Annotated in this window: 13 protein-coding genes; 7 read left to right on the top strand and 6 right to left on the bottom strand. The window is 65.0% G+C overall.

The features are described from left to right. Positions 1 to 65: 65 nt before the first annotated feature. From ACYVGK_RS16590 to ACYVGK_RS16570, 5 genes are all read left to right on the top strand, one after another. Positions 66 to 1157 carry a DUF1615 domain-containing protein gene (locus ACYVGK_RS16590; RefSeq protein ID WP_460735739.1) on the top strand — a complete coding sequence of 364 codons (1092 nt, stop codon included), beginning with the start codon at positions 66 to 68 and terminating at the stop codon, positions 1155 to 1157. A gap of 138 nt (positions 1158 to 1295) precedes the next feature. Then, positions 1296 to 2912 (top strand): FG-GAP repeat protein, encoded by a 1617-nt coding sequence (locus ACYVGK_RS16585; protein WP_460735737.1) that lies wholly within the window; start codon positions 1296 to 1298, stop codon positions 2910 to 2912. Positions 2913 to 2995: 83 nt separating this feature from the next. Then, entirely contained in the window at positions 2996 to 4285 is a 1290-nt protein-coding gene (locus tag ACYVGK_RS16580; protein ID WP_460735735.1) for an FG-GAP repeat domain-containing protein, read from the top strand. Positions 4286 to 4339: 54 nt separating this feature from the next. Next, positions 4340 to 5776, top strand: a complete 1437-nt coding sequence (locus ACYVGK_RS16575; RefSeq protein WP_460735734.1) for a tetratricopeptide repeat protein — start codon at positions 4340 to 4342, stop codon at positions 5774 to 5776. 345 nt (positions 5777 to 6121) lie between these two features. Next, positions 6122 to 7558 carry a PQQ-dependent sugar dehydrogenase gene (locus ACYVGK_RS16570; RefSeq protein WP_460735732.1) on the top strand — a complete coding sequence of 479 codons (1437 nt, stop codon included), beginning with the start codon at positions 6122 to 6124 and terminating at the stop codon, positions 7556 to 7558. A gap of 9 nt (positions 7559 to 7567) precedes the next feature. Here ACYVGK_RS16570 and ACYVGK_RS16565 read toward each other — a convergent pair whose 3' ends face one another. Beyond that, positions 7568 to 7840, bottom strand: coding sequence for a GIY-YIG nuclease family protein (locus ACYVGK_RS16565; RefSeq protein ID WP_460735730.1), 273 nt, complete (start codon positions 7838 to 7840; stop codon positions 7568 to 7570). A 181-nt stretch (positions 7841 to 8021) separates the two neighbouring features. On the opposite strand from ACYVGK_RS16565, the gene ACYVGK_RS16560 reads away from it, so the two are divergent. Further along, positions 8022 to 8714: a GNAT family N-acetyltransferase gene (locus ACYVGK_RS16560; protein ID WP_460735728.1), complete on the top strand. Its 693-nt coding sequence runs from the start codon at positions 8022 to 8024 to the stop codon at positions 8712 to 8714. 9 nt (positions 8715 to 8723) lie between these two features. Here ACYVGK_RS16560 and ACYVGK_RS16555 read toward each other — a convergent pair whose 3' ends face one another. The 4 genes from ACYVGK_RS16555 to ACYVGK_RS16540 form a co-directional block, all read right to left on the bottom strand. After that, entirely contained in the window at positions 8724 to 9647 is a 924-nt protein-coding gene (locus tag ACYVGK_RS16555; protein WP_460735726.1) for a lysostaphin resistance A-like protein, read from the bottom strand. Between the two features lie 137 nt (positions 9648 to 9784). Then, on the bottom strand, positions 9785 to 10588 hold the full coding sequence (locus ACYVGK_RS16550) for a c-type cytochrome (protein ID WP_460735724.1): 804 nt from the start codon (positions 10586 to 10588) through the stop codon (positions 9785 to 9787). 190 nt (positions 10589 to 10778) lie between these two features. Next, a complete protein-coding gene (locus tag ACYVGK_RS16545) occupies positions 10779 to 11297 on the bottom strand; it encodes a GAF domain-containing protein (protein WP_460735722.1) in 519 nt (172 codons plus the stop codon). Positions 11298 to 11387: 90 nt separating this feature from the next. Continuing rightward, positions 11388 to 11609 (bottom strand): RNA-binding S4 domain-containing protein, encoded by a 222-nt coding sequence (locus ACYVGK_RS16540; protein WP_460735720.1) that lies wholly within the window; start codon positions 11607 to 11609, stop codon positions 11388 to 11390. 159 nt (positions 11610 to 11768) lie between these two features. Here ACYVGK_RS16540 and ACYVGK_RS16535 point away from each other — a divergent pair, with 159 nt between their 5' ends. Continuing rightward, complete coding sequence (locus ACYVGK_RS16535) at positions 11769 to 12785, top strand: fatty acid desaturase (protein WP_460735718.1); 1017 nt, start codon at positions 11769 to 11771, stop codon at positions 12783 to 12785. Positions 12786 to 12844: 59 nt separating this feature from the next. On the opposite strand, the gene ACYVGK_RS16530 is transcribed toward ACYVGK_RS16535, so the two are convergent. Further along, positions 12845 to 13513 (bottom strand): serine/threonine protein kinase, encoded by a 669-nt coding sequence (locus ACYVGK_RS16530; RefSeq protein ID WP_460735716.1) that lies wholly within the window; start codon positions 13511 to 13513, stop codon positions 12845 to 12847. Positions 13514 to 13521 lie beyond the last annotated feature (8 nt).

The raw sequence follows: 13521 nt of genomic DNA, 5'->3' as shown, positions 1-13521 counted from the left end.
GACGGCCCGGCATTGGTTCAGCCGCGCCTGCTAGCCTCTGCGCGACTTCGCCCGCCGCGCACCCGATGCCCACGCCCCGACGACGAATCCGCTCCTTTGCACTGATTGCTTTGGGATTCTGTCTCGCAGGTCTGTCCGCCTGCGACGTCGGGCCCACGCCGGAGGAAGTTCGCGCCGAACTGGTGCGCCGGATCCCGCGCGGCGTGCCCGATCGCGGCGGCTGGGCGCGCGACATCCAGGCGGCATTTGCGGCGCAGGAAATTGAACCGAGCCCCGACAACCTGTGCTCGGTGCTGGCGGTGGTCGAACAGGAATCGACGTTTCGCACCGACCCGCCGGTGCCAGGACTGGCGAAGATCGCGCGCGATGAGATCGATCGCCGCGCGGCGCGCCTGCATATTCCCGAGTTCGCGGTAGATGCTGCGCTGCAGGTGCGCGCGCCGGACGGACGCACCTATGCCGAACGCATCGCCGCGCTGCGCACCGAGCAGCAGCTGTCGGCGCTGTTCGAGGAAATGATCCATCGCGTGCCACTGGGGCGTCGCCTGCTGGACGGCTTCAATCCGGTGCGCACCGGCGGGCCGATGCAGGTGAGCATCGCTTTCGCCGAACGAAACGCCCGTGGCTATCCGTACCCGCTGGAGGGATCGATCCGGCATGAGGTTTTCAGTCGACGAGGTGGAGTGTACTTCGGCATCCGACATCTCTTGGCGTATCCGACGCACTACACGCGGCCGCTGCATCGCTTCGCCGATTACAACGCCGGTTGGTACGCGAGCCGCAACGCGGCCTTCCAGCGTGCGGTGAGTGTCGCAGCCGGGCAGCCACTCGCATTCGATGGCGATGTGCTCGCGCCCGATGCCCCGATGGATCGTCCGGGCGCAACGGAGGCCGCGTTGCGAGGCATGGTGGGAACGCTCGGGATGGATGCAGCCTCGATTCGCGATGCGCTGCGCCGGAGTTCGACGCTCGCGTTCGAGGACACGGCTCTGTATCGAGACGTCTTCGCCATCGCCGAGCGCAAGGCCGGCGGCCCACTCGCCCGCGCACGTGTGCCGGAGATTGACCTGCACAGCCCCAAGATCACCCGCAAGCTGACCACGGCGTGGTTTGCAGGCCGGGTGGACGGGCGCTGGAAGCGGTGTATGGCGCGCTGAACGGCCACTTCCGGTACTCGCAACTGGGCCGTCGGCGAGCACGATGCGTTATTCTCGCGGGCTGCACGCAGCCTTTGGGGACGGGGGCGAATGCAGCTCTAGGGGAGTCGGATGATGTGGAGTCGCATAGCGCTGGCTGTGCTGTTGCTGGCCGTGATGCCGACGGCTATGGCGGCGCTGGACTACAACAAGCTTTTGCTACCGAATGTGGACATGCGTTCGGACGTCGTGGCGGGCGATCTCAATGGAGACGGTCGCGACGACATCGTGGTGTCGGAGCTGAGCCATCCCCGGCGCAGCCAACCCGGCTACAACGGACGCATCCACGTCTATCTCCAACGCCCAAGCGGCAATTTCGACTTCGCGCTTGTGTACGAGTGCGGGTGCAATCCGGTGCAACTGCGCCTGATCGGGAATCCCTCCGACAATCGTAAACGCGTGCTGTTTCGCAGCCTCTTGGATGGGTTCACCCAACCCAACCTCCCCAAAGGCGGGTTCACGGTATTGGAAGTACGCGCAGGCGGCACACTGGAAGCGTTTCGCTACGTGGAAGGTTATCTGCTAGACCAGGGGTTCAGCCTGGTAGACATTAACCAGGATGGCAGGGAGGACTTGTTCTTCACCTACGTCAATGACGACAACACACGTCCGGGCGTCGATTCGACCTATCGCATCTGGTATGGCTCTGCGGTCACCGAAAGGACCGCGGATGGCCGCATCGCGCCGCTCAGTCGTTTTCGCGACTACCAGGGGCCGCAGTTCATGTTCTCAGGCATGGACCCCAACTGGCCGTTCACCCAATCGGTTGCCGATCGCGTTGACATCGATGGCGATGGTCTCTCTGATGCGATCTTAGGGCTGTGCCCGACCGACTGCCTGTTCCAGCAGCAGCCGTACGGCAAGCTTGAGGCCACGCCGCTGAGCTACGACGCCATGTCCAGCGGCATGGCGGGATTTGGCGACCTCGACGGCGACGGTCTGCCCGAGGAGATCCTTTCCTCGAATTCCTACCACGAAGACGTAAAGGTGTTCCTACAGGCATCGCCCAAGGCCTTCTCCCTGGTGGGCACGATCGGCCCCTACTTCAGTACAGCTTGGCCGATGGTCGCCGACCTCGACAACAATGGTTTGAACGACATCGCCTTCACCGGGCTTGACGAAACCGAGAACACTCCCACCCCGATATTGAACGCCTGGTTGCAAGTGTCGCCGGGCCAGTTCGCCGTGGACCGCGAAGTCATCGGGCATGGCGGCGAACACTGGCAGGTCCGCGATCTTAATCGCGACGGCTGTAGCGACTTGTTGACGCTGGGGAGATACGGCGCGTACTTCCTGCGCGGACGCGGTTGCGGGCCGGCGGCCGATCTGGAGGTGCGAGCCTCCACCGCAGGTCGTTCGGCGACCGTCGAAGTCCTGCATCGCTACGGGCCGCGATCGTTCCTGATGCCGAGAGTGCGGGTGATGGTCGCACCCGCCTCGCCGGGTAGCCGCGCACTGACGTTTTCAGTGACGGCGCCGCCAGGCTGCACAGCAGTCGCGGCGGAAGCTCCGCGTCGGATGTTCGACTGCGTCCTTGCCACCCTGCAGCCCGGGCAACGCGTCGCGCTGCCGTTCACGATCGATCTCGCCACCGGCAATGCAATCCCGCTGTCGATGACGGCCTTCCTCCTGGACGGCGGCGGCGACCTCGATCCGGACAACAACCGGGCGCAGGTGCGCTCGACTTTCACGCCCCTGCCGTCGCGCCAGAGATAGCCCGTACCATGACCCTATCCAGATTCGCTGCTCCCGCATTGGCTGTCTTGGCGCTTGCTACGGGAACGGCATCCGCCATCGAGATGAGCGGCCCATACCCCTTGCCGCTTCCCGACAACGAAAACCTCAATCTCGAAGCGCAGTCCGCGTCGGTCGGCGACACCAATGGCGACGGCCGCATCGACGTGGCGTTTTTCGCCGACGGCTGGGGTAGCAGCGACCCGAGTGTCGACCATGTCGCCTACATATACGAGCAGCAGCCCGACGGCACCATGGCCGAAGCGGCCCACTTCACCCTCGCGCCGGGCGGTGTCTTTAAATACGAAGCACGCGGGGGCGCGCTGGCCGAGTTGGGCGGCGATGCCAAGGCGGAGATCGTCCTGGTCGCAGCGAACGGCGGGAAACCTGACCACCTGGTGATCCTGACGCGCGCGAGCGACGGCAGTTATGTCGAGGCGGCCAGGATTCCGTCGCCGCTCCCGCCAATGCAGATCCTGACGGCCGACCTGAATCAGGATGGCTTCACCGACATCATCGTCCAGAGCAGCGAGGGCACCGGTTTCAGCATCCATTGGGGCCGCGGCAACTTCGCGTTCAGCGCGCCGATGCTCGTACAGGGGTACTCCGGGCGTGATCTTCTGCTCGGCGACGCGGATCGGGATGGCGTTATCGACGTGCTGGCCAGCGCGCTCCATGCAGATGCCGGCGTCGAACAGGGCGAATCCGCGATCGGCATCAACTATGGCCTGCGTAACCGCAGCGACGGGCGCCTCTACGATTTCACCGTGCCGTCGATCGTGGACGTGCCGGCAACTGGAGGCACCACGGCGCTGGGAACCTTCGGTGGCCAGCCATCGCTGGCGGTGTGGTACGAGACCATGGAAGGCCCCGACGCCAACCACACGGTCTGGTTCCACCAGAACATCGCGCTGCTTTCCCTCAACGGCCGCGACAGCTACCCGTTGCGTGCGCAGTATCGCTACCAGACGGGCATTTCCCGGGCGCTGCCGCTCATCAAGGCTGCCGACATCGATGCCGATGGCGACGACGATCTGATCGTCTTCGTTTCTGGAAGCCTGGAAATCCTGCTGCAGACTGCCGGGGGGTTCGAACCGCTCTATCGGGTGCCCAACCAGCCGGTCCATACCGGCAATGTCCCGCCGTTCGTGACGTCGGCCAACATCGCAGACTTCAATGGCGACGGCTGTCTGGACCTTGGGCATCTGCGGTGGAGCTACGTGATCAACTACCGCCTCGATTGCCCGACGACCGCTACTACGGGCAAACCGCATGTCCAACTGCAACCGCCGACGCGGCCGACGAAGGTCCAGCGGATGAAGCCGGCGCAATCGCAACGCCAGCAGAGGCGTTGAAGCCCTGGCCGGGTGGAACTACAGAGAATGTCGCGAGAAAGAACAACGTCGGGAATGAGAATGATTAGGGAAAAGCAACTTGTTGGAAGCGGCTGGCGCCAGTGGGTGCCGCAAGGGCTGGTCGCTTGTGTCCTGCTGTGCGGACTGTCGCCTGTGGCCATCGCGGGAACCATTCCCGGTGCGCCAACGCCCGTCGATGACGAGCAGGCGGCGATCGCCCGCGCGGGGGAGCTGATCGATGCATGGACCGGCGGGCCGACAGAGCTGCCGGCCGCACGCGCGCAACTCGACGCCGTGCTTGCCCGCAATCCCAAGTCGGTGGAGGCGTACGTCCAGTACGCGCGGTACTTCCTCGACTCGGCGATGATCAATGCGCGCAAGTACGATCCGGCCAAGCTCGCCTTGGCCGAGAAGTCGCTCGACCACGCGATCCAGCTGGCGCCGACGCATGCCGGTGCGTTCGTGTTGCGTGGCAACGTCTACAGGCACCAGAAGCGGCCTGCGGACGCCGCGGCCGCGCTGCAGCACGCGCGCTCCCTGGGCAGCGACAGTCCTTGGCTACCCTTGAACGAAGCCGACCTGCTGCTGGATGCCGACAAGTACGCGGAAGCGCTGGCCGCCTGTGGCGCGGTCGCCCAGCGCAACACGATCAGCATGCGCGTGCGCGATGCGGCGGAAGACTGCATGCGCGAGGCGCACCGGGGGCTCGGTCACTGGGACGCGGTCGATGCGTCATATCGGGCGATGATCAAGCGACACCCGCAGCACCCCTGGATCCGCAGCAACTATGCGGCTTTCCTGCTGTGTATGCGGGACACGCCGCAGGAAGCGATCGAGTACGCGCAATCCGCGTTGCAGCTGATGGACTACGGCATGGCGCGCACCACCCTGGCCGCGGCCTACTATGTCGATTGGGCCAATCAAGTGCGCGCGGGACACACGAGCGAAGCCGAACGAGCCTGGGATAGGGCGGTCCGATTTGCACCGGGCGACCCGGCGCAGATGATGGATACGTTCTGCAACCTGGCGGCAACGCTGCCGCTGTTGTACGCCTTGCGCGACACCCACCGCGCGCAACTGATTCCGCCCATGGCGGCCGTCCTGCTTGCCGCGGATGCCGAAGACGAGGGCGTCGCTGGCGTATTCGGCATCGATGTCGTGGCGACGGGCCGCGGGCGTGGCGAGGTCTACCTGAACTCCGAGGCCGACTATCGCGACCAGCGCAATCTGACTGTCCACTTCACGCCAGCGGCGGTTGCCGCCTACCGGAAGTTGCACGGCGCAGATCCCGACATGGATTTGAAGGGCAAGCGCATCACGGTCGTCGGCGCCGCACGGCGGATGCGCATCGACTTTCTCAATGCAGGTGTGCCGACCGGAAAGTTCTACTACCAGACGCATGTCATCGTGAGCGATCCGGGTCAAGTCGCCATTCATGACGCCGACTCAGATTCACCGCCGCCGACCCCCGCTGCCGGCGTTGATGTCTGATAGCAACGATTGAGAGCGCCCGAACGGCCCGACCTTGTCGGGCCGTTTCCGTTTCAAGGCGCAAACCACGCAGCCGATGCAGGACATTTCCCTTTCCTGCCGATGCGTGAGGCTGCGAATCGTGCGACCCCTTCACAGGATCCAAGCGTCTACGGGAGGACGCTTCCGGCACTGCGGGTGACCCACCATCGGAGCGCTCCCATGGCAGGTGCGAATCTTTGGGAAACGTGCACGGCATTGGTGCTGGCGCTGGCCGTAGGTGCGTGTGGCGGGGGTGGGGGCGGGAAGCGACCTTCTTCCACATCGAACCGACCGCCGGCCTTCACATCCGCCACTGCAGCTACCGTGCCGGAGAACACGGCGGGTGCCTTCTACACGGCAACCGCGACGGACCCGGACGGGAATGCGCTCACGTTCTCGATCGCCGGTGGTGTCGACCGCGATCGCTTCCGCATTACCGCGGCGGGTGCGCTTTCTTTCATGCTGCCACCGGACTTCGAGGCACCGACCGACAGCAATCGCGACAACGTCTATCAGTTGGATCTGGCCGTCAGCGATGGGCGGACCACGGTGACGCAAGGCTTGTCCGTGGCGGTCACCGATGTCGCCGAGGTCGCGGTGCGCGTGCGTCGTGTCGTGGCAGGATTGAATCAGCCGGCATTTCTAGCTCCGGTTCCGGACGGCACTGGACGCGTGTTCGTCACCGAATTGGCCGGGCGCATCCTCGTACTTTCGCCGGCCACGGGAGCGGTCGCCGCGACACCCTTCCTTGATCTCACCGGCCAGCTGTCCACCGATGGCGAACGCGGATTGTTGGGGTTTTCGACCGCACCCGATTTCGCTACCAGCGGCACGTTCTATGTCTTCGTGACCGTTCCCGACGGGACGATCGAGATCCGGCGCTATCGCACCTTCATCACTGATCGCGAACATGCTGATCCGGCTACGGGTGACGCGATCCTGCGCGTGCCGCATCCACGCAACAATCACAACGGCGGCTGGATCGGCTTCGATGCAGCGGGTCTGTTGTATATCGCGATCGGTGATGGCGGCGGTGGCGGCGATCCGGACAACAATGGCCAGAACCCCAATACCCTGCTGGGCAAGATTCTGCGCATCGATCCGACGCGCGATGACTTCCCAGGCGATGCGTCGCGTGACTATGGGATTCCGCCGGCAAACCCGTTTGCCGCTGGCGGTGGCGCGCCGGAGGTGCTGGCCTATGGGCTGCGCAATCCGTTCCGCAACAGCTTCGATCCTGTTACCGGCAACCTCTGGATCGGCGATGTAGGCCAGGATGTGGTCGAGGAAGTGGATCTGCTGCGCCCGGCCGACATCGGCGCGAATTTCGGTTGGCCGATCATGGAGGGCACGCATGCCTTCCGGGGCGGATCCACGGCCGGTCTTACCCCGCCGATTGCCGAATACCTGCATGGCAACGGCACCCGCCAGGGCAACACGGTCATTGGCGGCTACGTGTACCGCGGTGTGATCACGTCGCTGCAGGGACAGTACGTATTCGCCGACTTCATCTTTCCCAATGTCTGGACGATCCCGACAGCCCAGGTCGTGCAAGGCACCACGTTGTCCAGCGCTGAGTTCACCGTTCGCAATGCCGACTTCGCGCCCAATGTCGGTCGCTTCGACAATATCGCCAGCTTTGGTATCGATCAGAGCGGCAATCTGTATCTGATCGACCTGGACGGCGAGATCTTCGTGATCGAACCGGTGCCGACGGTGGCGGCCGCGCGTGCGGAGCGGTGGATGTCGGGATTCAGATGATCGGTACTCTCAGGCGCCTGCTCCGGCGGGAAGGCAGCCACTGTTGCAAATCTCGCGCTTCTGGCCGGGCGAGAGTTGCTTGATCGCGTACTCCGCGCGGCTGGCCGCCGAACGGTCCGGAAACTCGAAGCAGGCGAGTAGCCGCAGCGGAGGATGGGAGCGCGTATACCGCGCGCCCTTGCCGGCCAGATGCATCGCATAACGGCGTTCGACGTCGGTCGCGATGCCGGTGTAGATGCTGCCGCCGCGGCATTCGAGCAGATAGACGAACCAGGGGGTCATGTGGCGAGTTTAGGCCACGATCCCGCCGAGGTTCCGGGGGAGCGGCGACGCGCAGCCAGCCGAAGATTGCCTCGTGCAGGGTTCGATGCTTCCCTAGTGGGGCTTTGCTGACGACGCCCGGCGGAAATCGACGGGCAACGCAACAAGGATGCCGAAACCAGGACCCCGCACAGGCGCTGATATGCTGGCCCCCGAACTCGACAACCCCTTCTGGTCTTCACTGCAGACCCGCCATCGCCATATCGCGCAGGGTGCCGGCGATGTGGTGCGCTATCCGCGCGAGTTCGCGCCCTTCCTCGGCATGGCCAACGCGGATGTGGATCTGCTGCCGGCGATCGAGTCGCTGGTGGCGCCCGATGAAAGCGTGTATCTGCTCGGCGTGGCGCCGGCGGTACCCGAAGGCTGGCAGCTGGAAGCATTTCGGCCCTTGGCGCAGATGGTATGCACGTCGCCGCTCGAAGTAATCGAAGGGCCGGAAATCATTCCGTTGACGCCTGAGCATCGCGCCGACCTGCTGGCGCTGACCGCACTGGTCTATCCGCACTACTTCCGTGAACGCACCATGGAAATGGGCCGCTACTTCGGCATGTACATGCCTGATGCGAAAGGGGAGACCCGGCTCGCCGCTATCATCGGCGAACGGCTCGGCACCGAGACCTACACGGAAATGAGCGCGATCTGCACACATCCCGATTTCAACGGTCGCGGGTATGCGCGGCGGCTGACCGCGATGCTAACCAACGACACGCTGGCGCGTGGGCGCACGCCGTTCCTGCACGTGAGCCACGAGAACGCGCGCGCGAAACAGCTGTACGAGCAGATCGGCTTCCAGCATCGGCGCGACATCGGCTTCTGGTCGCTGCGGCGCGGGTGACGCAGCGGATCAGTGCCCGTTCCAGGCGCGGATGAACGGTGCCAGCTGCGGCAACAGGTCCACCATGCCGTGCAGCGGCACGATCAGCCACAGCGAACGGGTACGGGCCCACAGCACGCCGAACGCGATGCCGGCCGGTGCAATCATCACGATCGAATAGGCGACCGCCCAGGTCGGCGTCGCGTGTGCGACGCCTTCCATCAGATGCCCGCCGCGAAGCCACAGGCCCGGCGCATGCGCGAGCCCGAACAGCAGCGATGCCCACGTCACCGCCGCCACTTGTGAGCCGCTCACGATGGCGAGCTTCTCCTGCAGGATGCGACGGAACAGCACTTCTTCGCACAGGCCGGCTTCCAGCGTCTGCCACAGCCAACACAGGGGAATGGCCCAGGCGAGCGTCGTCGCGGAAGGCGCGAGTTCGCGCAGCGTGATCAGGCCGCGGCCGAAGACCGCCTGCATCGCGAGATAAGCCAGCGACATCGCGACGAAGACGAGCAATAGTCGCCGCGCAGGCAGGGTGGCGCGAGTCGCAAGGCGGAAGCCGAGGAACAACCACGCCGGCAACACCACCATGGTCAGCAGCTTCGCCAGGAGCTGGACGATCGACTGACCAGGTTCGTTGGGGAATGCGGTATTGATCGCGCTGAAGCCCCAACCGAGCACCACCAGCGCGAACGCAGACAAGTACAGCAGGACGCCTGACAGCTGCGCGTGCTTGCGCCGGGGCAGGTCGGAAGCAGGACGCGCGCCCAACGTGCACAGCCAGGCCAGCAGCGGAAAGACCAGGCCGAGCATGGCGAACAAAAACAGCGGTTCGACCAGGCTGAAGCCGGCGTCGCGCCGCAATACCGTCAATGACGCGACGTAGGCGACTGCGGCGGTGGACAGGGCAATGAGCGCGGTGCGTGAGGCAGGGGAGCGGTAGGCGTGCATCCCGTCAGCATGCCGGAATGCGCGTGGAAGCCAAACGATCCATTCGTCGCCCAACGAGTGGCACACGTTGTTGCTGTGCCGAGGTGTCGATGACGTTCGCTACATGGCACCGCATCGGCGAGAACTCGAGACGACGCTCAGCGCCGGGCAACGTCTCCGCGTCCCGGGGCCGGGGCGACCGTGCGCAGGTATGCCCAAAGTGCGCGCAATTCGGTTTCGTCCATGTTCGCGTAGACCGGCCACGGCATCAGCGGATCCACCGTTGTGCCATCGGGCCGCCGACCAGTGCGCATCAGCTGGAGGAAGTCGGCCTCGCTCCATTTCGCCAGGCCGTTCGGATGTGGCGTCAGATTGGCGGAGACCGGCTTGCCCGGAATCACGGTGATCCCGCCAGCCAGATCGGATCCGTGGCAACCGCTGCAGGATTGCGCGATGTAGCCACCATAGGCTGGCGTCACGGCTGCCGCCGGTGCCTGGCGCGGGCGCGGCGCATGATCGATGGTTTCGGCCGGGAACAACGGCAGTTTCCCCAGCGTGTACAACACGCGACCGATCGGACGCACGACGCTGGTGCCGGGATCGTTGTCGCTGCGCGGTAGCGAACGCATGTAGGCGACGAGTGCGGCGACGTCGGCATCGTCCAGGTTGGCGAATTCGCCGGACGGCATGATCAGCAGGGGGCGGCCGTCGGGCTTGATGCCATGCCGGATCGCGGCAGCCAATGCGTCGTCGGTGAACGCCGGGTCGCGCAGGCTACGGCTGAGATTGGGCGGCACGATGCGGCCTAGCGCCGGATCGTCGAGCAGGACCCGGCCCGCTCCTTGGGGACCGTGGCAATCGCCGCAACCACGGGTGTCGAACAGGTGTTTGCCGCGCAGCAGGGCTTCTGGTGTGGCCGCGACGCGCAGCGGCGGGTCACTGATCGCGTAGGTCCGGGACATTGCCTTGCTGGTGACCCCCAAGCGGTGGCGATCAGTCCGAGCGCACCGAGCAGGAGGAGGGCCAGGCCGATACCGGCCCATTTGAGGAAAGGTCGCATGGCTGTGAGATCCCGAATGCTCCAGGACCGTATACGGACAATGGACGGTCGAAGCGGACAGAAGCCTGCACGTTCGGGTCATGAAAACGTATTCATGGGGCCCCGAGCGCCCGCAGTCGCCACAGATGCGCCGCGCTGTGGTCGGCGATCGCCTCGAAGGCCTGTTCGTAGCGGACGTCGTAGAAGCCCGTGCTGCCATCCTCGCTGTCGAGCACGGCCAGCAGGATCTCGTCATGACAGATCGGGACCGAAAGCTCCGAAAGCCGGGCCTGATCGTCGCGGAAATAGCGCAGGTCGCGGCGCGTGTCGTCCACCCTTTGCGTGCGCAGCTGGCGTGCGCACTCGCCCACGATGCCGGTGCCGATAGGGAGACGGATACCCGATTCCAGCGGCCCTACGGTGCCCCGCTTGGGCCCCCACACCGCGGCCTGCGTCAGCCCGTCGCCGCCACTGGGCAAATAGACGACGCAGTCGGCGAGGTTGAGTTCACGACCGGTGAATTCGCACAGGGTCCGTGCGGCTTCGTATTGCGTTTCGGCCTGCTGCAGCTGATTGTCCAGCCGCACCAGCAATGCCCGACGACGATCCAGAAATCGGGTGACTACATCCACCGGCGTGATCTCCATTCACGGTGGCCGGAGGTTAAACCAGAATCGCGCCGCGGAATGTGGCGGTTCGTGCCGCGAAACCGCGACGACGGATCAGCCGGCTGGCACGACGTCGATCACCACTCCATCGACGGTTACCTGCTGTCCCGCATGGATCTTGCAGGTCTTGCGCAGCTCCACCGCGCCATCGACCCGCACCGCGCCGCTGGCCACCAGCTGCTTCCCGGCGCCGCCGCTGTCGCACAGACCGGTGAGTTTGAGGAGCTGGTTCAGCTCGATGAAATCGCGATCGAGCTCGAAAGTGACCTGTTGCATGGTGCTGCCCGGGGAAAGTTGAATCCAGCGTCGCAGCCGATTCGGCCTCGCGCAAGCGGAATGTGACCGTGCGCCCATTCGGAGCGAGACCATACGCCACCGTCGTTTGCGGTGGTAACACTGGGGCGTGACAATGCCCCGTCAGTTGGAGAAACCGCTTTGAACACAGCTTCCGCCGCCGCTACTTCCACGAACCTGCGCAAGCTCTGCGCCCAGTTCGCCACGCCGCATCTCGGCCGCGCCGTGTGGCAGCTGATCAACACGCTGCTGCCGCTCGCGGTGCTGTGGGCGCTGATGGCCTGGAGCGTGGTCGGCGAATGGGGCTACGGCTGGACGCTGCTGCTGGCTCTCCCCGCCGCGGGCCTGTACGTGCGCACCTTCATCATCCAGCACGACTGCGGGCACGGTTCGTTCTTCGCCAGCTCGCGCGCGAACGACATGGTGGGTCGCGCCCTCGGTGTGGTTACGCTGTTCCCCTACGGTTACTGGAAGAAGACGCACGCGATCCACCACGGTACGTCCGGCAACCTCGACCGCCGCGAGATGGGCGACATCGAGACGCTGACGGTGGCCGAGTACCGCGCGAAGTCGTGGCTTGGCCGTTTCGGCTACCGCCTGTATCGCAGCACGCCGGTGCTGCTGGGCGTGGGGCCGCTCTACCAGTTCGTGCTCAAGCATCGCTTCCCGTTCGATCTTCCCTTCACCTGGAAGAAGGAATGGGCCAGCGTGCTGCTCAACAACCTGGTGCTGCTGCTCGTCGGTGGTGCGCTGGGATGGAAAATCGGCTGGCACACGGTGCTGCTGGTGCACCTGCCGATCGTACTGATCGCCGGCGCCGTGGGCGTGTGGCTGTTCTATGTGCAGCACACCTTCGAGGAAACGTATTGGACCCGCGGCAAGCAGTGGGATTCGAGCCAGGCTGCGATCGCCGGCAGCTCGTACTACGACCTGCCGCGCGTGGTGCATTGGTTCACCGGCAATATCGGTTACCACCACATCCACCATCTCGCCAGCCGCATTCCCAACTACCGTCTGCGCGAAGCGTTCGAATCCAGCCCGCTGCTGCAGTCGGCGCCGCGTCTGACGATTTGGAGCAGCCTGAAGAGCGCGCGTCTGAAGCTGTGGTGCGAGGAAACGCAACGCATGGTCGGGTTTCCCAAGCGCGCGCACGCCTGAGGGCGCACGCAACTGAGCAAGGAAAAAGGCGGGCGCCATGCCCGCCTTTTTCGTTCCCGTCATTCGTGTTCGAAGCGCACCAGTTCGTCGAGCTGGGCCTTCGCCCTGCGCAGGCTGGCACCGGTGACGCTGTTCTCCATGGCCTGGGCCAGACGCGGCCGGCGCGGGTGGCGCGACCAGTGATGGAACCACCAGGTGGCCAATAGCCCCAGCGCGCCGACACCCAGGCCGCTCCACACCATGCCGGGCGATTTCGCCAGCAGGTTCACGTCGCCCAGACCGAGGAGCACCATCAGCACGGGTACCCACATGAACCACCACGGCAATCCCGCGACCATGCCGCTGCGGATGTAGAGAGTACGCACGCGCGCCAGCTGCTTCTGGATCTCCAGTACGGGCGAAGCCGGATCGATCCTGCGCATCTGCGCCAGCACGACCGACGCCGCGATGATGGTGATCACGCCATAGGCATGGACCACCACGCCGGCCGCGATCACCGCGGCGCCTTCCGGCTGGCTCATCCACAGCAGCGCGGCCAGCGCGACGAAGAGCACGCCGAACAGGATCTGCACGATCTGGCCCCAGAACAGCGGGCGCAGTCCGGACTGCATGCGGTCGAGCTTGTCCTGGCGGAACAGTTGCAGGTTGAGATCGTTCTGTCGCTGCAGGCGCCGGTCCAGGCTCTGCCAGGCGGTCTTGATGTCGTCGAGTTCCATGGTGGTTTCCATTGCGCCGA

The organism is Lysobacter tyrosinilyticus (assembly GCF_054779815.1).
The sequence above is the reverse complement of the archived record's forward strand: the minus strand, read 5'-3'. Positions and strand labels throughout refer to the sequence as shown.

Bases quoted from the DNA above. Each gene is read 5' to 3' on its own strand.
- ACYVGK_RS16590 (WP_460735739.1), top strand. From the start codon at position 66: ATGCCCACGCCCCGACGACGAATCCGCTCCTTTGCACTGATTGCTTTG.
- ACYVGK_RS16580 (WP_460735735.1), top strand. From the start codon at position 2,996: ATGAGCGGCCCATACCCCTTGCCGCTTCCCGACAACGAAAACCTCAAT.
- ACYVGK_RS16575 (WP_460735734.1), top strand. From the start codon at position 4,340: ATGAGAATGATTAGGGAAAAGCAACTTGTTGGAAGCGGCTGGCGCCAG.
- ACYVGK_RS16565 (WP_460735730.1), bottom strand. From the start codon at position 7,840: ATGACCCCCTGGTTCGTCTATCTGCTCGAATGCCGCGGCGGCAGCATC.
- ACYVGK_RS16560 (WP_460735728.1), top strand. From the start codon at position 8,022: ATGCTGGCCCCCGAACTCGACAACCCCTTCTGGTCTTCACTGCAGACC.
- ACYVGK_RS16555 (WP_460735726.1), bottom strand. From the start codon at position 9,647: ATGCACGCCTACCGCTCCCCTGCCTCACGCACCGCGCTCATTGCCCTG.
- ACYVGK_RS16550 (WP_460735724.1), bottom strand. From the start codon at position 10,588: ATGTCCCGGACCTACGCGATCAGTGACCCGCCGCTGCGCGTCGCGGCC.
- ACYVGK_RS16540 (WP_460735720.1), bottom strand. From the start codon at position 11,609: ATGCAACAGGTCACTTTCGAGCTCGATCGCGATTTCATCGAGCTGAAC.
- ACYVGK_RS16530 (WP_460735716.1), bottom strand. From the start codon at position 13,513: ATGGAAACCACCATGGAACTCGACGACATCAAGACCGCCTGGCAGAGC.